General features: G+C 58.8%; 20 protein-coding genes. 12 read left to right on the top strand and 8 right to left on the bottom strand.

What is annotated here, in order from left to right; all coding sequences use genetic code 11:
• Positions 1-23: 23 nt before the first annotated feature.
• Positions 24-1079 carry a zinc ABC transporter substrate-binding protein gene (locus JT51_RS08110; RefSeq protein ID WP_037310546.1) on the top strand — a complete coding sequence of 352 codons (1056 nt, stop codon included), beginning with the start codon at positions 24-26 and terminating at the stop codon, positions 1077-1079.
• Between the two features lie 22 nt (positions 1080-1101).
• Here the strand turns inward: JT51_RS08110 and JT51_RS08105 are convergent, their stop codons facing one another.
• Entirely contained in the window at positions 1102-1443 is a 342-nt protein-coding gene (locus tag JT51_RS08105; RefSeq protein WP_037310542.1) for an ArsR/SmtB family transcription factor, read from the bottom strand.
• A gap of 310 nt (positions 1444-1753) precedes the next feature.
• Here JT51_RS08105 and JT51_RS08100 point away from each other — a divergent pair, with 310 nt between their 5' ends.
• From JT51_RS08100 to JT51_RS08075, 6 genes are all read left to right on the top strand, one after another.
• Entirely contained in the window at positions 1754-2386 is a 633-nt protein-coding gene (locus JT51_RS08100; RefSeq protein WP_037310539.1) for an ATP-dependent Clp protease proteolytic subunit, read from the top strand.
• 133 nt (positions 2387-2519) lie between these two features.
• Positions 2520-3788, top strand: a complete 1269-nt coding sequence (gene clpX, locus JT51_RS08095) for an ATP-dependent Clp protease ATP-binding subunit ClpX (RefSeq protein ID WP_037310536.1) — start codon at positions 2520-2522, stop codon at positions 3786-3788.
• A 67-nt stretch (positions 3789-3855) separates the two neighbouring features.
• On the top strand, positions 3856-4227 hold the full coding sequence (locus JT51_RS08090) for a RidA family protein (RefSeq protein WP_037310534.1): 372 nt from the start codon (positions 3856-3858) through the stop codon (positions 4225-4227).
• Between the two features lie 79 nt (positions 4228-4306).
• Entirely contained in the window at positions 4307-4690 is a 384-nt protein-coding gene (locus JT51_RS08085; protein WP_037310532.1) for an NADH:ubiquinone oxidoreductase subunit NDUFA12, read from the top strand.
• Positions 4691-4702: 12 nt separating this feature from the next.
• Positions 4703-5155, top strand: a complete 453-nt coding sequence (mlaD, locus tag JT51_RS08080; protein WP_037310529.1) for an outer membrane lipid asymmetry maintenance protein MlaD — start codon at positions 4703-4705, stop codon at positions 5153-5155.
• The gene (locus JT51_RS08075) at positions 5152-5520 is read left to right on the top strand and encodes a DUF2155 domain-containing protein (RefSeq protein WP_037310526.1); all 369 of its coding nucleotides are present in this window, start codon (positions 5152-5154) and stop codon (positions 5518-5520) included. The genes mlaD and JT51_RS08075 overlap by 4 nt, the downstream gene beginning before the upstream one ends.
• Here the strand turns inward: JT51_RS08075 and aat are convergent.
• From aat to JT51_RS08055, 4 genes are all read right to left on the bottom strand, one after another.
• Positions 5475-6107: a leucyl/phenylalanyl-tRNA--protein transferase gene (gene aat / locus JT51_RS08070; RefSeq protein ID WP_037310523.1), complete on the bottom strand. Its 633-nt coding sequence runs from the start codon at positions 6105-6107 to the stop codon at positions 5475-5477. The two genes, JT51_RS08075 and aat, sit on opposite strands and share 46 nt — an antisense overlap.
• Positions 6108-6158: 51 nt before the next feature.
• The gene (gene accC, locus JT51_RS08065) at positions 6159-7508 is read right to left on the bottom strand and encodes an acetyl-CoA carboxylase biotin carboxylase subunit (protein ID WP_037310520.1); all 1350 of its coding nucleotides are present in this window, start codon (positions 7506-7508) and stop codon (positions 6159-6161) included.
• A 9-nt stretch (positions 7509-7517) separates the two neighbouring features.
• Positions 7518-8006, bottom strand: a complete 489-nt coding sequence (accB, locus tag JT51_RS08060) for an acetyl-CoA carboxylase biotin carboxyl carrier protein (protein WP_037310517.1) — start codon at positions 8004-8006, stop codon at positions 7518-7520.
• A gap of 152 nt (positions 8007-8158) precedes the next feature.
• Positions 8159-8695: a helix-turn-helix domain-containing protein gene (locus JT51_RS08055; protein WP_037310514.1), complete on the bottom strand. Its 537-nt coding sequence runs from the start codon at positions 8693-8695 to the stop codon at positions 8159-8161.
• Positions 8696-8902: 207 nt separating this feature from the next.
• On the opposite strand from JT51_RS08055, the gene JT51_RS08050 reads away from it, so the two are divergent.
• From JT51_RS08050 to JT51_RS08030, 5 genes are all read left to right on the top strand, one after another.
• On the top strand, positions 8903-10201 hold the full coding sequence (locus tag JT51_RS08050; protein WP_037310512.1) for a helix-turn-helix transcriptional regulator: 1299 nt from the start codon (positions 8903-8905) through the stop codon (positions 10199-10201).
• A 78-nt stretch (positions 10202-10279) separates the two neighbouring features.
• Positions 10280-10660, top strand: a complete 381-nt coding sequence (locus JT51_RS08045) for a response regulator transcription factor (RefSeq protein ID WP_037310508.1) — start codon at positions 10280-10282, stop codon at positions 10658-10660.
• Positions 10657-10968, top strand: a complete 312-nt coding sequence (locus tag JT51_RS08040) for a hypothetical protein (RefSeq protein WP_037310505.1) — start codon at positions 10657-10659, stop codon at positions 10966-10968. The genes JT51_RS08045 and JT51_RS08040 overlap by 4 nt, the downstream gene beginning before the upstream one ends.
• On the top strand, positions 10956-13634 hold the full coding sequence (locus tag JT51_RS08035) for a sensor histidine kinase (RefSeq protein WP_037310502.1): 2679 nt from the start codon (positions 10956-10958) through the stop codon (positions 13632-13634). Before JT51_RS08040 ends, JT51_RS08035 begins: the two co-directional genes overlap by 13 nt.
• Before the next feature lie 77 nt (positions 13635-13711).
• The gene (locus JT51_RS08030) at positions 13712-14821 is read left to right on the top strand and encodes a FliM/FliN family flagellar motor C-terminal domain-containing protein (RefSeq protein WP_037310500.1); all 1110 of its coding nucleotides are present in this window, start codon (positions 13712-13714) and stop codon (positions 14819-14821) included.
• A gap of 11 nt (positions 14822-14832) precedes the next feature.
• Here the strand turns inward: JT51_RS08030 and JT51_RS08025 are convergent, their stop codons facing one another.
• Genes JT51_RS08025 through JT51_RS08015 form a run of 3 tightly spaced genes read right to left on the bottom strand, consistent with a single transcriptional unit; the run spans position 14833 to position 16127 of the window.
• Entirely contained in the window at positions 14833-15264 is a 432-nt protein-coding gene (locus JT51_RS08025) for a TIGR01244 family sulfur transferase (protein ID WP_037310498.1), read from the bottom strand.
• Positions 15265-15273: 9 nt separating this feature from the next.
• On the bottom strand, positions 15274-15705 hold the full coding sequence (locus JT51_RS08020; RefSeq protein ID WP_037310496.1) for a DUF6691 family protein: 432 nt from the start codon (positions 15703-15705) through the stop codon (positions 15274-15276).
• The gene (locus JT51_RS08015; protein WP_037310494.1) at positions 15705-16127 is read right to left on the bottom strand and encodes a YeeE/YedE family protein; all 423 of its coding nucleotides are present in this window, start codon (positions 16125-16127) and stop codon (positions 15705-15707) included. The genes JT51_RS08020 and JT51_RS08015 overlap by 1 nt, the downstream gene beginning before the upstream one ends.
• Positions 16128-16155: the final 28 nt, after the last annotated feature.

Below are 16155 nucleotides of genomic sequence, written 5' to 3'. Positions count from 1 at the left end.
TAACATATCATTTAGGAGAGATCATGTCGCGAACTGCGTTGTGTATACTGTGTGCCGGTCTGGCCAGCCAAGCTTTTGCGGAAACACCAAACGTCGCGACTGATATCGCGCCGGTTCATTCTCTGGTCGCGCGCGTCATGGATGGGGTGGGTGAGCCCTCGTTGATCATTCCGCCGGGTGCGTCGCCACATAACCATGCAATGCGGCCATCCGAAGCCCGTGCGTTGCAGTCCGCAGATGTGGTGTTCTGGGTTGGTGAAGAACTGACGCCGTGGATGACCAAGCCACTTGGCGCATTGTCCGAGAATGCCCGGAGTGTGGTCTTGCTGGATGTGGATGGCACTGTGCTTTACGAGTTCAGAGATGTCGCGGAAGACGCGCATCACGAAGACCATGAAGATCACGCGGACCACGATGACCACGATGATCACGCTGACGATCATGACGACCACGATGATCACGCTGACGATCATGACGACCACGGTGATGATCACGATGATCATGCCGATGGCCATGACGACCATGCGGACGATCATGACGGCCATGCGCATGATCATGACGGGGTTGATCCCCATGCCTGGCTCGACCCGGAAAACGCGCGTGTTTGGGTCAACGAGATCGCGGAAACCCTGGCCGCCGCAGATCCGGAAAATGCACAGACCTATCGTGACAATGCGCAGGCAGCGAATGCAGAGTTGACCGAATTGCAGGAACAGATCGCCGCCGATCTGGCGGATAAGCACACGGACCGGTTCATCACGTTCCACGACGCCTATCAGTATTTTGAGAAACGCTTTGGGCTGGAAACATCCGGATCGGTCAGCCTGGGCGATGCTTCATCCCCGGGTCCGGCCCGATTGGCCGCTTTGCGGGATAAGGTGATTGAAGATGAAATCACCTGCGCGTTCGCTGAACCGCAATACGATACGCGACTTGTCGAAACTGCGATCGAAGGATCGGGCGCAACGATCTATGAGATTGACCCTATGGGTGTCGCCTTTGACCCGGGCGTGACACAGTATTCCGACATGCTGCGCGCTCTGGCGGGCAGCTACCAACGTTGTTCAAGCGGATCGTAATGGGCGCTCAAAGGCTGTGAATTCAGCCTTTGTCGTCGTTGCAGAACAGCTCGTAGACCACTTCGAGCATACGACGCGGGCGGTCATCCGCCAGACGATAATAGATCGCCTTGCCTTCCCGGCGGGGCGTTACCAGCCCCTCTAGGCGTAAACGGGACAATTGCTGTGACACAGCAGCCTGGCGCGCGGACAGCAGCTCTTCAAGCTCGGTTACGGATTTCTCACCTGAAACCAGGTGGCACAGGATCATCAGCCGACCTTCGTGGCTGATGGCCTTGAGGAAGTTCGACGCACGCGTGGCGTTGCTGAGCATTCTGTCAAAATGCTCGGGTGACATATCTTGCGAAAGCTGGGGAAGGGCCATCGTCGTTTTCCTTATTGGCCCGAGTTCGGGCGAAAGTGTCGGTGTTTTGGGTCCGCAGATGCGAGCTGATTAAGTACATACATTGAGCAATTATTTCCATATGCATGAATCAAAATGCCGTGATGGGAGAGGCGGATCGCGAAAAGAAGTATTCTTTTGTCGGGCTTCCGATATCCGGGCCAACTTGAATTCGCCCATGCGCACCGCGAAGTATGAGGCACCCCTTGCAGCCCCCCGATGGCGATACTAAGACTCGGGTAACGTTTTTTCGGGTAGTGTCCCGATCCATAGCAAAGCAGGCAGGTTTCCAATGTTCGATCCCGTTGACACATACATGAATACCCTCGTCCCCATGGTCGTCGAGCAGACCAGCCGCGGCGAGCGGGCCTACGATATTTTCTCGCGCCTGCTGAAGGAACGGATCATCTTTATCAACGGCCCAATCCACGACGGTATGAGCCATCTGATCGTGGCTCAGCTGCTGCATCTTGAGGCGGAAAACCCAAGCAAAGAAATCTCGATGTACATCAATTCACCGGGTGGTGTGGTGACAAGCGGGCTGTCGATTTACGACACAATGCAGTATATTAAGCCGAAATGTTCAACATTGGTGATCGGTCAGGCGGCCTCGATGGGGTCGGTTCTGCTGGCGGGTGGCGAGAAGGGGATGCGTTTCTCGCTGCCCAACAGCCGGATCATGGTCCATCAGCCCAGCGGCGGCTATCAGGGTCAGGCCAGCGACATCATGATTCATGCGGCAGAAACGCAGAAATTGAAGGATCGACTGTATGACATCTACGTGCGTCATACCGGCCAGACCAAAAAGGCGGTTGAAAAAGCGTTGGATCGTGACAATTTCATGAGCCCGGAAGAAGCAAAAGACTGGGGCCATATCGACGAGATCGTCGAAAATCGCGCCAAAATGGACGGCGAAGAGGCCTGAGATTAAGCCCCCGCGCCGGTGGCGCGGGGCACATTTTGAGATTGTAGCCGCTCCGGTGCTGGCCTAAGCTGCACCAACATGCGGCAAGCGCGGTCCGAGGCGGGCCGCAGGGACGAAGCCCGAAAGGTAGAACATGGCGACGAATTCAGGCGGTGACGGCAAGAACACGCTCTACTGTAGCTTCTGCGGCAAGAGCCAGCATGAGGTGCGCAAGCTGATTGCCGGCCCGACCGTGTTTATCTGTGATGAGTGCGTCGAACTGTGTATGGACATCATCCGCGAGGAAACCAAAGCCAGCGGGCTGAAGTCCAGCGATGGGGTGCCGACGCCGAAAGACATCTGCGAGGTTCTGGACGATTATGTGATCGGTCAGGCAACGGCCAAACGGGTTTTGTCCGTGGCTGTGCACAACCACTACAAACGCCTGAACCATGCGCAAAAAGCAGGCAGCGATATTGAGCTGGCCAAATCCAACATCCTGCTGATCGGCCCCACGGGCTGCGGCAAGACTTTGCTGGCGCAGACGCTGGCGCGGATTCTGGATGTGCCGTTCACCATGGCCGATGCGACCACGCTGACCGAGGCCGGTTATGTGGGCGAGGATGTTGAGAACATCATTCTCAAACTGCTGCAGGCCAGCGAATACAATGTTGAGCGCGCGCAGCGCGGCATCGTTTATATCGACGAGGTCGACAAGATCACGCGGAAATCGGAAAACCCCTCGATCACCCGCGACGTCTCGGGTGAGGGTGTGCAGCAGGCCCTGCTGAAACTGATGGAAGGCACCGTCGCCAGTGTGCCGCCACAGGGCGGGCGCAAGCATCCCCAGCAGGAATTCCTGCAGGTGGACACCACGAACATCCTGTTCATCTGTGGTGGGGCATTTGCCGGTCTGGATCGGATCATCGCACAGCGCGGCAAGGGCTCGGCCATGGGCTTTGGCGCGGATGTCCGCGACAATGATGAACGCGGCGTGGGTGAGATTTTCAAAGACCTGGAGCCTGAAGACCTGCTGAAATTCGGTCTGATCCCGGAATTCGTTGGACGCCTGCCGGTTCTGGCAACGCTTGAAGATCTGGACGAAGACGCGCTGGTGACCATCCTGACCAAGCCCAAGAACGCTCTGGTCAAGCAATACCAGCGTCTGTTCGAGCTGGAAGATGCCGAACTGGCCTTTACCGACGATGCGCTGAATGCAATCTCGAAGAAAGCCATCGAACGCAAGACCGGGGCGCGTGGATTGCGATCAATCCTCGAAGATATCCTGCTGGATACGATGTTCGAGCTGCCGGGTCTGAAAAACGTGACCGAGGTTGTGGTGAACGAAGAGGCGGTCGTATCGGACGCGCAGCCGCTTATCATCTATGCGGATGCTGAACCGGAATCGGCCTCGGCGGGTTAGATCGCAGGAAATTGACTAAAAGAACGGCGCGGTAAAAACCGCGCCTTTTTTTATCCGGAGGGTTCAAATGATCAGACGCATTCACTCGGGCGGAGAGTATGAAAAGAAGGTCGGATATTGCCGCGCCGTCGTGGCAAACGGATTCGTCTTTGTCGCTGGAACCTGCGCTCAGGGTGATGACATTCCCGAAGACATTGTTGGTCAGTGCAAATCGTCTTTGGAAGCAATCGGGAAAGCGTTGGCTGAGGCTGGGGCGAGCTTCGCAGATGTGGTGCGTGTGAATTACTACCTGCCGGACATGTCGGAATTCGAACTTTGTTGGCCCTTGTTGGCAGAAGCTTTCGGCGCCAATCCACCCGCAGCAACCGTGATCGAATGCAACCTGATCACGCCCGAAGATCGCATTGAAATCGAAGTCACCGCAGTTTTGCCGGAATAGTGGGTGCGGCCCTTGTAACACTGGACCTCGGCCTGCCTTTGGTCCATATCTGCGGGAACAGAAATACCGGAGGCAGCCGATGGGAATCCTGAATACTCTTTTGCGGGCGGTAACCTGGTGGAACGGGGGCACCCTGAACACGCAGATTTTCACTGCACGCAAGGGCGTCAAGGTCGGTGAAGACAACGAAGGTAACGTGTTCTACCGCACGGCCGACGATAGCAAGCGCTGGGTGATGTTCAATGGTGAGGCTGAAGCCAGCCGGATTGATCCTGACTGGCACGGTTGGCTGCACCGCACCTGGGACGAGCCGCCGACAGATAAGCCATTGCCGCATAAATCCTGGGAAAAACCGCACCAGGAAAACCTTACGGGGACGGCTTTGGCCTATACACCCGCGGGATCCTTGCGCCGCCCCGATCCGGTTGAGCGCACGGATTACGAGGCCTGGAGCCCGGAATAAACGAGGCGAGAGATGTCGACCTATAACGTAACCGAAGTCCTTGTCGGCGGTGCTGTTCTAGCCTGCGCCGTGGCTTTTGGTGTTTACGCCAGCCAATCCACCGGCCTGTCGCAAAGTGGCACAGGGTATGAGCTGGGGGCGTCGTTCCGCTCGCTTGAAGGAGTGGGTGTGGGCACAGATGTGCGTCTGGCCGGGGTCAAGATCGGCACGGTCACCGGGGTTACGCTCAACTCTGATACCTATCGTGCGGACACCACGTTTACGATCGTAGATGGCATTTTGGTACCCGACGACAGCGCGATTGTGATTTCCTCCGAGGGATTGCTGGGTGGAAATTTTGTCGAAGTGATGCCGGGCGGGTCGCCATTTTACTTTGAAGCGGGCGATCAGGTCGAAGACACACAGGGCGCGGTCAGCCTGATCTCTCTGCTGGTCAAATTCGTGGCCGGGGACGGTGGCGAATGAAGTATCTTGCCCTTTTGGCGGTGTTGCTGACTGCCACGGGTGCCGTGGCGCAGCAAAAGGTACAGTCAGGCCCGGGCGCGATGCTGCGTGGATTGGACAAGGTTAGCGGTCAGGCCGTTGATGTCGAATTGCAAAACGGTCAGACAACGGCGATCTTTGGGCTGGACGTTGCATTGGGGGATTGCCGCTATCCGGCAGACAACCCGACAGGGGATGCGTTTGCCTATTTGACGATTTGGGAAAAAGGCAAGCAGGATCAACTGTTTGATGGCTGGATGATTGCCACATCTCCGGCCTTGAATGCGCTGGATCATGCGCGTTATGACGTCTGGGTGATCCGCTGTATTACACCTTCCGGTGATTGAGAAATTGGTGCGGTGAAATCCGCACTTGCGTTGATCGCTTCTGCCAGCGCCTGCCGATACTGCCCACGTGGAATTTCTATCGCGCCAAGCGAGGCAAGATGGGGCGTCAGGAATTGCGTATCAAACAGTCGGAACCCGGTCTGACGCAGGCGATCCACAAGATAGGCCAATGCGATCTTTGACGTGTCCGTGCGGCGGGAAAACATGCTTTCACCAAAGAAAGCAGCCCCCAAAGTCACGCCATAGACCCCGCCGACCAATTCGTCCCCGTCCCACACCTCTACCGAGTGGGCGTGGCCGGAAACGTTCAATACTTGGTATAGATCCCGCAGTTTGGCATTGATCCAGGTGTCGGACCGGTCGGCACAGCCATCCACCACTTTGTCGAAGGTCTGGTTGATGGTGATGGAATACCCGCAACTTCGGATTCGGCGGCCAAGGCTGCGCGAGATGTGAAACCCATCCAGCGGAAACACCCCACGAAACTTGGGGTCGACCCAGAACAACTCTGGGTCATCCCGGTGTTCCGCCATCGGAAAAATACCGATGGAATACCCGTGCAGCAAAAGTTCAGGGGACAGGCTCATGCCGGGAAACTTGAGACCGGAGCGCTGTTGCAGCCCCCCGGTCTCATATCGTCATTGAGCCATGTTTTCCGCAAGCCAGCGTTCCAGCCAGTGGATATTGTAATCACCGCTCAGGACGTCGGGTTCTTGCAGAAGGGCGTGGAACAGCGGCACGGTTGTGTCGATGCCGTCCACGATCAGTTCACCCAGGGCGCGGTTCAGGCGGGCCAGCGCCTCGTCCCGGTCGCGGCCTTGTACGATCAGCTTGCCGATCAGCGAGTCATAGTAGGGCGGGATTGAATACCCGTCATACAGCGCTGAATCCATCCGCACACCCAGACCACCCGGCGCGTGAAAGGCCGTGATCTTGCCCGGGCAGGGCGAGAAGTTCGGCAGCTTTTCCGCGTTGATGCGGACCTCGATGGCGTGGCCGTTGATCACCAGATCGTCCTGACCAAATGACATCGGCTCGCCCGCGGCGACAAGGATTTGTTCGCGCACCAGATCGACACCAAAGATGCCTTCGGTCACCGGGTGTTCCACCTGCAGGCGGGTGTTCATCTCGATGAAATAGAACTCGCCATTTTCATACAGGAATTCGATGGTGCCCGCGCCGATATAGTTGATCTTGGCGACTGCATCCGCGCAGACCTTGCCGATTCTGGCGCGCTCTTCGGGGGTGATGCAGGGGCCGGGGGCCTCTTCGAACACTTTCTGGTGGCGGCGTTGCAGGGAACAATCGCGTTCGCCCAGATGCACCGCTTTGCCCTTACCGTCCCCAAAAACCTGAATTTCGATATGGCGCGGCGTGGTCAGGTATTTTTCGATATAGACCTCATCATTGCCAAAGGCGGCTTTGCCCTCGGCGCGCGCGGTCATGAAGGCGCTTTCCATCTCGTCGGCACTCATCGCGACTTTCATGCCGCGACCACCGCCACCGGCTGTGGCCTTGATGATGACGGGATAGCCGAATTCCTCGCCGATGCGCTTGGCTGCAGCCAGATCGGGCACGCCGCCGTCGGAACCGGGCACGCAAGGCACACCCAGCGCCCTCATCGTGTCCTTGGCGGTGATCTTGTCACCCATAACGCGGATATGTTCGGCGGTGGGGCCGATGAAGGTGATGCCGTGGTCTTCGACGATCTGCACAAACTCGGCATTTTCGGACAAAAAGCCGTATCCGGGGTGGATCGCCTGCGCGCCGGTGATTTCACAGGCCGAGATGATCGCAGGCACGGACAGATAGCTCTGCGGGCTGGGCGGGGGGCCGATGCACACCGATTCGTCTGCCATGCGCACATGCATCGCGTCGCTGTCGGCGGTGGAATGCACGGCAACCGTGGCAATCCCCATCTCGCGCGCGGCGCGGATGACGCGCAGGGCGATCTCGCCTCGGTTGGCAATCAGGATCTTGTCGAACATGGGCCTGCCTTACTCAACAATGACCAGAGGGGTGCCGAATTCCACGGCGTCACCGTCGCCAACCAGAACACGCTTGATCGTGCCCGATTTGGGCGCATGGATGTGGTTCATGGTCTTCATCGCCTCGACGATCAAAAGCGTGTCGCCTTCTGAGACCGATGCACCGACGGAAATGAACGAGGGCGCGCCCGGTTCGGGCTGCATGTAAACGGTACCAACCATGGGTGAGGTTACGGCACCAGGATGGCTGGCCGGATCCTCGGCAGCTGCGGGCGCTTCGGCGGCAGCAGGGGCAGCGGCGGCAATCGGGGCCGCAACAGGAGCGGCAACCTGAACCGCAGCGGGAGCGACCGGAATCTTGCGGCTGACGCGCACGTTCAGGCTGTCTTCCTCGCCGTATTCACGTTTGACCTGCAATTCGGTCAGGTCGTTTTCGCGCAGCAACTCGGCCAATGCCTTGATGAATGCCACATCCGCTTCGTGTTTGGTGTCTGTCATGAGTGTCCTCGACGGTTCCCCTTTGGCCCGTCTGTGTCACGCGGGCTTTGGTCTGATTACGCAGCGTTATAAGCCATGCGCCCGGTCATGAAAAGCGCAGTCTCGGCTTGTCAGATGGGGGTTTTACCCAAGTCCCCGAGGGGGAAAAGAGCCTACAGGGGCATTCCTGAAAGTTTCGCCACCAATTCGGGGAGTTTGCGGGCGCCGAATTTCTCTAATAGGCGTGCGCGGTAGGCTTCGATTGTGCGATAACTCAGGCCCAGTTCCACGCCTATTTCCTTGGCCGAAAGGCCGCGGCAGGACATGATGGCCACCTCGCGTTCGCGCGTCGTCAGCTCGACCAGGGGGCGTTCTTCGGAGATGTCGGAAAAGCTCCAGATGCCATGGCGAAACGGGTCGTCCGGGGTCAGCGAACGCCCGCGCGCACGGCACCAGAACAAATCGCCATCGCGCCGCCGCATGACGCGCTCGTCCGTGTAATAGCCAGTATCGCGCATGACTTGCAGGCTGCGCACGCCAATCCTTTCCCAGTCCGCGACCGAAGGATACAGGTGCAGCAGCGGCATGTTGCAATACTCCGCCTCTTCCCCGCCAAAGGTGCGCGCGAACTGCAGGTTGCAGCGCCGGATGACCCGGTTTTCCAATTCGACAAGTCCGATTGGGGCGTATTCAAAAGCTGGATCGCTCATCCCTTCATCGTGACGGGATTTAGGGCAAAATAGAAGGGGGCGGATGAAATTCGAAATACGACCCGGAATGCACACCTGCGAAAACCATAGGTCGGGCGTGTCAAGAATGTAAATGTGATGTGAAAATTGCCCCACAACCGGTAAATAAATATAAAGAGTTCAGAAAATAATTTTGAAAATGGGGTGCGCCCCGATCGAAGGAAGGGCATGATGCGCGATACGCTGACAGGCAGTCGCATTCGGGAACGGCGTCAGATCGCGGGGCTGCGGCAGGCTGAACTGGCCCGCCGTGTCGGCATTTCGGCGTCTTATCTGAATTTGATCGAACATAATCGCCGCCGCATCGGGGGCAAGTTGCTGGTGAACATCGCGGCTGCGCTGACGGTCGAACCTTCGGTTCTGACGCAGGGTATCGAAGCCACGCTGATCTCGGCCCTGCGTGAGGCTGCGGCGGATGCCGTTGGCCAACAGGCCGAAGTCGATGGGTTGGAGGAATTCGCAAGCCGGTTTCCCGGGTGGGCTGGCGTTCTGGCCCAGATGCACCGGCGGGTTGTTTCGCTGGAACGCACGATCGAGACCCTGTCGGACAGGTTGACCCATGACCCGCATCTGGCGGCCTCGATGCACGAGGTTCTGTCGACGGCAGCGGCGATTCGTTCGACCGCCGCGATTTTGGCGGAAACGCACGAGATTGAACCCGAGTGGCAGGACCGTTTTCACCGCAACCTGCATCAGGATGCCGAACGGTTGGCCGACAGTTCCAAATCGCTGGTGGCGTATCTGGATGATTCAGATACCGCTGATGATCGTCGCGGTGTGCCTCTTGAGGATGTCGAGGCATTCTTTGACCGGCACGCCCACCATTTCCCCGAGATCGAAGCCGGTGGACCCAGCGCGGATGTTGATCTGAGCACGCTGGATTCGGCCGCCGCAAGAACGCTGACCCGCGACTTTCTGGACATCTACGCGGCGGATGCAGCAGCCATGCCGCTGGACGCAGTCAAGGCAGCACTGGAGGGGGTAGAGCCGGACCCGCTGCGGTTGGCGGCAGAATTTTCCGTGGATATCGCGACGGTGCTCCGGCGGCTTGCGACCTTGCCTGAGGGGTATCTGACGCGGCCAGCGGGGTTGGTGGTGTGCGACGCCTCGGGCAGTATCCTGTTCAATAAATCGGTTCCCGGTTTCGCCCTGCCGCGCTTTGGCGAGGCTTGCCCGCTGTGGCCGATGTTCCAGGCATTGAACCGGCCGTTGGTGCCCATTCGCAAGCGCATCATACAGCTTGGAAGGACGGCGGCGGTGTTTGACTGTTTTGCTTACGCGTGGCCTCAATCGGTTTCTGGGTATGACGACGGACCGGCTTACCGCTCGGTCATGCTTGTCCGGGCGGCAGAAGAAACGATGCAGGAAAAACAGGCGGTTGCCAAGGTCGGGCCGAGTTGCCGTGTCTGTCCCAACAACGATTGCGAGTCGCGGCGCGAACCGTCGATTCTAAGCGAAGGTTTTTGACAGTTTCCTGACAGTGCGCGTAAGCTGGCGCTGACGGGTAGGCGGATGAAAAACCCGTCACGGGGAGGACATAAAATCATGAGCCGTAAGGTTCTGTTAATCGAGGATGAGCCGAACATAGCCGAGGCCATTCGGTTCCTGCTGACGCGCGAGGGCTGGCAGGTCGAAACCCATGCCGAAGGTTCGGACGCATTGCAGGTGATTCAGGGCGCGAATCCTGATCTGGTCATTTTGGACGTCATGCTGCCGGGCAAAAGTGGCATGGAAATTCTGCGTGATCTGCGCGAGTTGGAGGACATGCAGGGCTTGCCTGTGTTGATGCTGACGGCCCGCGGCCAGTCCCGTGACCGCGAAATGGCTGAAAACGCCGGGGTCAGCCGCTTTATGACCAAGCCGTTTTCAAACGCCGAGGTGCTTACGGCGGTGCGTGATCTGCACGCGCAGGCAACACGGTCATGACCACGGGCGAAGACCGTCAGCCGTCAGGCACCCGGCCTTCGCTGTTTCTGGAGCGACAGAGTTACCGCCGCCGCAGGTTGACCGACGCCGCCCGCCTGTTGCCGATTCTGGGTGCCGCGCTGATCGCAATTCCCCTGCTGTGGCCGGGCGGGTCCAGCGAAAAGGGCGTTCCGCTGTCATCGGCAATCTTTTACATCTTTGCGTGTTGGGCCGCTTTGATTGTCGCCAGCCTGATTTTCGGGTTTGCCGCCAGACGCATGGCTGCAAGTGACGAAACGGATTCGGATACGGATCAATGGCAACGCTGAACGTCCTGATCCTGGTTTGTCTTGGGTATGTCGTGTTGTTGTTCGGCGTTGCCTTTGCTGCTGATCGGATGGCTGCGGCGGGGCGGGGGGCGTGGTTGCGGTCTCCGTTGATCTACACGCTTTCTTTGTCGATCTACTGCACAGCCTGGACGTTTTATGGTGCCGTGGGGAATGCCGCCCGGTCGGGGTTGGAATTCGTGACGATCTATCTGGGGCCAACGCTGGTGATGGTCAGCTGGTGGTGGGGCCTGCGCAAACTGGTGCGGGTGGGGCGCAGCCAGCGGGTGACATCCATCGCCGACCTGATTTCAGCCCGCTATGGCAAATCCAATACACTGGCGATTTGTGTGACAATTCTCGCTGTGCTGGGCGGAACCCCCTATATCGCGCTGCAACTGCAATCCATCACCCTGTCGTTTTCCATCTTTGCCGAGGCGGACCCGTCCGGCCTCTACCGCGAGGGTTCAAGCGTGTTCTGGGTGGCGGCGGGCCTTGCGGTTTTTGCGATCCTGTTCGGCACCCGAAACCTTGATGCAAACGAGCGCCACCATGGCGTCGTGACCGCCATCGCGCTGGAGTCGGTGGTCAAGCTGTTTGCTTTGCTTGCTGTTGGTGTTTTCGTCGTCTGGGGGGTCGCCGGTGGCATTGGCCCGATGATGGACCGTATCGACGCCTCTGAAATCGGTCAGTGGAATGTGGACGCGGGGCGTTGGACAACTTTCATCTTTCTGTCGGCCGCAGCCTTTATCTGCCTGCCGCGCATGTTTCAGGTCATGGTGGTTGAAAACGCTGACGAAGGGCACCTGAGGACGGCCGCCTGGGCGTTCCCGCTGTATCTTTTGCTGATGAGCCTGTTTGTGGTTCCAATCGCAGTTGTCGGTCTGGACTTGTTGCCCGAAGGGTCGAACCCGGATTTGTTCGTTCTGACTGTGCCGCTGTCGCAGGGCAACGACTGGTTGGCGATGCTGTCCTTTATCGGCGGGTTTTCCTCTGCCACGTCCATGGTCATCGTCACGGCGATGGCCTTGTCGACAATGGTGTCGAACCATTTGGTGATGCCGATCTGGTTAAGCACGCAGGGTGGCTCTGGTTCGGTGTCCGGTGACGTCCGTCATGTCGTGCTGGTCGCACGTCGGGTGTCTATCGCGGTGATCATGGGGTTCGGGTTCTTTTATTATCGCCTGTCCGGTGGCGGGGCGGCATTGGCGTCGATCGGGCTTGTGGCCTTTGCCGGAATCTCACAGATTCTGCCGGCCTTGGTGGGCGGCCTGTTCTGGCGCGGGGCCACGCGAACGGGGGCCTTGGTTGGGCTGACGGTCGGATTCCTGTTGTGGATATACACCCTGCTGCTGCCGGGCATGGGTGGGGCGATAATGCCCGAGTCGATCCTGCAAAACGGGCCGTTCGGTCTGGGCTGGGTACGTCCGCAGGCCCTGTTCGGGATCGAGGGGATGGACCCGATGGTACATTCGGTCATGTGGTCACTATCCCTGAATACGCTGGCATTTTGCACCGCCTCGCTGCTGAGCTTTCCCAGCCCGCTGGAGCGATTGCAGGGCGCGCAATTCGTCAATGTCTTTGACCACTCCGTCGCGCCGCGCGGTTGGTCCGGGTCCGTGGCGCAAAGCGAAGACCTGATGATCATGACGCAGCGCATTCTGGGCGCAGGCCCCGCGCAAGAGTTCTTTCAGGCCGAGGTCGAACAACAGGGCGGACGGACCAGCCTGCCAGAGCCGACACCTGCGTTTCTGGAACGTCTTGAACGGGAATTAAGCGGCTCGGTCGGTGCGGCCACGGCCCATGCGATGATCGGTCAGATTGTCGGCGGATCATCCGTTTCGGTCGAAGATCTGCTGGCGGTGGCGGATGAATCCGCGCAGATGCTGGAGTATTCCAGTCAGTTAGAGGTTAAATCAGCCGAGCTGAGCCGCACCGCGCGGCAACTTCGCGAGGCCAACACCAAGCTGACCCAGATTTCTGCGCAAAAAGACAGCTTCCTGAGCCAGGTCAGTCATGAACTGCGCACGCCTATGACCTCGATCCGCGCGTTTTCCGAGATTATGCGCGACACCGAAGGGCTGAGTGGTGAGGAGCAGACACGTTATGCCGCCATCATCCATGACGAGGCCCTGCGCCTGACGCGGTTGCTGGATGACCTGTTGGACCTGAGTGTGCTGGAAAGCGGTCAGGTCAGCCTGAATATGGGAGGCGACACGCTGCGTTCGGTTCTGGACCGGGCGGTCTCAAGCGCGTTGGCGGGCACCAGCCAGTCATTGACTGTCCGGCGGTCAAAAGTGTCGGAACGTATTCCCTTGCATACGGATCTGGATCGGTTGGGGCAGGTGTTTATCAACCTGATTTCGAATGCACAGAAATATTGTGACGCGCCAGAGCCAGAGCTGACGATTTCCGCCCATGATGTAGGTGGCCAGATTGTGATTGATTTTGCCGACAATGGCAGCGGCATCCCGCCCGAGGCCCAATCCATGGTGTTCGAGAAATTTGCCCGCGTCAGCGGTGACAAGGCAGGTGGTGCAGGGCTGGGGCTGGCGATCTGCCGTGAGATCATGCAGCGCCTGGGCGGCGAGATCAGCTATCTGCCGGGGCAGGGCGGCGCCGCGTTCCGCGTTCGGCTGCCGCTTGCGTATCGGCAGGCCGCACAGTGACGCGAAAATAAAGACATTCGTAACCTGCGCCGGGTTAGACCGGATATCAGATACAGGAACGGATAGCGGTTTAAGGCATGGCACAACCTGTCAGCACAGTTTGGGCCCGCAAGCTTACAGCGGGGCATGAAGAATCGGGTGGCAAGCCGCGTTCGGTTTTGCGCGCGCTGCGGTTGGCATTTGCACGTGCTGCGGGGGATCTATTGCAATTGCCCCTATCCGTCATAGGCGCAAAACAGTCAGGCAGATTGCCAGAGGATTGGGGCGACGCTGTCGGCAAAGACTGGCTGTTGTTACAGTTTTTCAACAGCGATGGGCTGTCATCGGCGATTTGCCTGGATCTGGTGTCGGTCTCGTCAATCGTTCAAATGCAGACCATCGGCGGGGTGACGTCGGATGCGCCATCCCCTCGGGCGTTCACGGATACCGACGCCGCAATGGTCGCGCCTTTGGTCGAAGACGCATTGACGCGCGCGGCAAAGCTGGTTGAGGCGCCGGGTGATCAGGTCAGCCTGTCCGGGTATGAGTTCACATCGCGTTTGCCCGATCTGCGATCCCTGTCTCTTGCGATGACAAAAGACACCTATCGCGTTATGGAATTGACCGTGGAACTGGGCGGTGGCCTGCGGCAGGGGCAGATATCAGTCCTGTTACCGGACCTGCCTGAGGAGGTCGGCGAAAGCGAACCACCTCTGGAAGAGATCGGGCCAAATCTGGAACATGCTTCGGGCGTGTTACGGGCCGATCTGAATACAGTGATCTGCCGGATGTCGCTGCCGCTGACCGCACTGTCCGGGCTTGAGGTCGGCAGTGTGTTGCCCCTGACAGGATCAAGACTGGATCGTGCCGAGATCCTGACGATAGACCGCAACCGGGCTGCGGTTGGGCGTCTGGGGCAATGCGGTGGGATGCGCGCGGTTCGGCTGAACGAAAATGCCTTGCTCGTTGAACCCGGCACCGCCGGAAGGTATGATTTTCTGGAAGCCGGCTCAGAACTTTCGCGAAATGAAATGCCCGAGATTTCCAATATGGCGGATTTGCCGCAAGGGAGTGGAGCACTTGACCCGGCCGTGACGATCGACGTCGAGACAGCCCTGAATTTCGCGGATTCCGATCAGATGGTTGCCGAAATCTCGCAACTGGCTGGTTTGACGCAAGAAGATGGCGATCCGGGCAGTATAGGGTAGTTCCTGGTCAATTAGCTGGTGGTTTTTCGGATTTGATCCAGCGTCGGGCGTAGGTTGTCCAACGCGTAGCCCGCATTTGTCGTGGCGTCCAATATGTCGTCCGTGCTCATCTGATCGCACTGGCCCAACGCCCAGACAACCGAACAGCGTGTGCCTGACGCACAATACGCCAGAACAGGCCCGCCGCAGCTTTCCGCCAAGCCCCGCTGTAGGGCGACATTCTCGGGCGTCATGGTCTGATGTGTCAGTTCGAGAACTTCGTATTCCATCCCCGCGGCACGCACGGCCTGACCGATCGCATCTGATTGCATGTCTTCGGTCACTTCGGTGTTGGGGCGGTTGCAGATGACCTTCACAAAACCGGCTTTGGCGATAGCTGGAACATCCTCGACCGTGATTTGGGGCGAGACGGCGTAGCGGGGGGTTATTGGTCGAATCTCCATGGCAATTGCTTAGGCTGCCTTTGCGGCTCTGTCCAGTTGCGCCCCTAGGGCAGGGGCCGCGCACATTCCCGCGATCATCGCCAACAGAAACACAACGCCGCCAAACCCGCCGTATGTGACCGAGGCTATGGCAGGTCCAGGGCACAACCCGGCCAACCCCCAGCCCATTCCGAACGACACGGACCCGAGTATCAGGCGGCGATCCAATTCCGGCGCGGCTTTTGTCGGGAACTGCCCGCCCGCAATAGGCGTGCGACCGGAGGTTAAGCGCCAGGCGACCAGCATCGGCAGGATTGCGCCACCCATCACAAATGCCAGCGTTGGATCCCACGCCCCGAATACGTCCAGCCAGCCCTGAACTTTTGTTGTGTCCGTCATACCCGAGATCAACAGCCCGGCCCCAAACAGGGCCCCCGCTAGCAAAGACAGTAGGGCACGCATCAGATCAGCCCCCAGATATGGCGCATCAAGGCCAGCGTGACCCCTCCGGCGGTGATGTAGATGATGGTGGCGATAATGCCGCGCAGGGAAAACCGCGATATTCCGCAAACCCCGTGGCCCGATGTGCACCCGTTAGCGATGCGCGTGCCCAAGCCCACCAGCACCCCGGCAATAATCACGACGGTGAAATTGCCCGTCAGATTCGTCTCCGGGGTCGGCGAAAGCAGGGGGCGAAGCAACAGCGGCATCGCAATCAGCCCCACCAGAAAACTTAACCGTTCAAAGCTGCGCTCGCTTTTGTCGACCATCCCGCCAAGAATGCCGCTGGCGCCCATGATGCGCCCGTTTCCAAGCAGGTAAACCGCAGCACCCAGTCCGATCAGCAGGCCGCCGGCAAGGCCCCACACCCATTCAGTCTGCATTGATTATCCTTTGTTGACCTGATTGCGG

Origin of the sequence: Ruegeria halocynthiae, assembly GCF_000743705.1 — a bacterium.
Taxonomy (GTDB): domain Bacteria; phylum Pseudomonadota; class Alphaproteobacteria; order Rhodobacterales; family Rhodobacteraceae; genus Ruegeria; species Ruegeria halocynthiae_B.
Note: the sequence above shows the minus strand (reverse complement) of the source record. Positions and strands in the feature narration are given on the sequence as shown.

Excerpts from the sequence above, each read along its gene's own strand:
- JT51_RS08110 (WP_037310546.1), top strand. The coding sequence starts at position 24 with ATGTCGCGAACTGCGTTGTGTATACTGTGTGCCGGTCTGGCCAGCCAA.
- JT51_RS08105 (WP_037310542.1), bottom strand. The coding sequence starts at position 1,443 with ATGGCCCTTCCCCAGCTTTCGCAAGATATGTCACCCGAGCATTTTGAC.
- JT51_RS08100 (WP_037310539.1), top strand. The coding sequence starts at position 1,754 with ATGTTCGATCCCGTTGACACATACATGAATACCCTCGTCCCCATGGTC.
- clpX (WP_037310536.1), top strand. The coding sequence starts at position 2,520 with ATGGCGACGAATTCAGGCGGTGACGGCAAGAACACGCTCTACTGTAGC.
- JT51_RS08090 (WP_037310534.1), top strand. The coding sequence starts at position 3,856 with ATGATCAGACGCATTCACTCGGGCGGAGAGTATGAAAAGAAGGTCGGA.
- JT51_RS08085 (WP_037310532.1), top strand. The coding sequence starts at position 4,307 with ATGGGAATCCTGAATACTCTTTTGCGGGCGGTAACCTGGTGGAACGGG.
- mlaD (WP_037310529.1), top strand. The coding sequence starts at position 4,703 with ATGTCGACCTATAACGTAACCGAAGTCCTTGTCGGCGGTGCTGTTCTA.
- JT51_RS08075 (WP_037310526.1), top strand. The coding sequence starts at position 5,152 with ATGAAGTATCTTGCCCTTTTGGCGGTGTTGCTGACTGCCACGGGTGCC.
- aat (WP_037310523.1), bottom strand. The coding sequence starts at position 6,107 with ATGAGCCTGTCCCCTGAACTTTTGCTGCACGGGTATTCCATCGGTATT.
- accC (WP_037310520.1), bottom strand. The coding sequence starts at position 7,508 with ATGTTCGACAAGATCCTGATTGCCAACCGAGGCGAGATCGCCCTGCGC.
- accB (WP_037310517.1), bottom strand. The coding sequence starts at position 8,006 with ATGACAGACACCAAACACGAAGCGGATGTGGCATTCATCAAGGCATTG.
- JT51_RS08055 (WP_037310514.1), bottom strand. The coding sequence starts at position 8,695 with ATGAGCGATCCAGCTTTTGAATACGCCCCAATCGGACTTGTCGAATTG.
- JT51_RS08050 (WP_037310512.1), top strand. The coding sequence starts at position 8,903 with ATGATGCGCGATACGCTGACAGGCAGTCGCATTCGGGAACGGCGTCAG.
- JT51_RS08045 (WP_037310508.1), top strand. The coding sequence starts at position 10,280 with ATGAGCCGTAAGGTTCTGTTAATCGAGGATGAGCCGAACATAGCCGAG.
- JT51_RS08040 (WP_037310505.1), top strand. The coding sequence starts at position 10,657 with ATGACCACGGGCGAAGACCGTCAGCCGTCAGGCACCCGGCCTTCGCTG.
- JT51_RS08035 (WP_037310502.1), top strand. The coding sequence starts at position 10,956 with ATGGCAACGCTGAACGTCCTGATCCTGGTTTGTCTTGGGTATGTCGTG.
- JT51_RS08030 (WP_037310500.1), top strand. The coding sequence starts at position 13,712 with ATGGCACAACCTGTCAGCACAGTTTGGGCCCGCAAGCTTACAGCGGGG.
- JT51_RS08025 (WP_037310498.1), bottom strand. The coding sequence starts at position 15,264 with ATGGAGATTCGACCAATAACCCCCCGCTACGCCGTCTCGCCCCAAATC.
- JT51_RS08020 (WP_037310496.1), bottom strand. The coding sequence starts at position 15,705 with ATGCGTGCCCTACTGTCTTTGCTAGCGGGGGCCCTGTTTGGGGCCGGG.
- JT51_RS08015 (WP_037310494.1), bottom strand. The coding sequence starts at position 16,127 with ATGCAGACTGAATGGGTGTGGGGCCTTGCCGGCGGCCTGCTGATCGGA.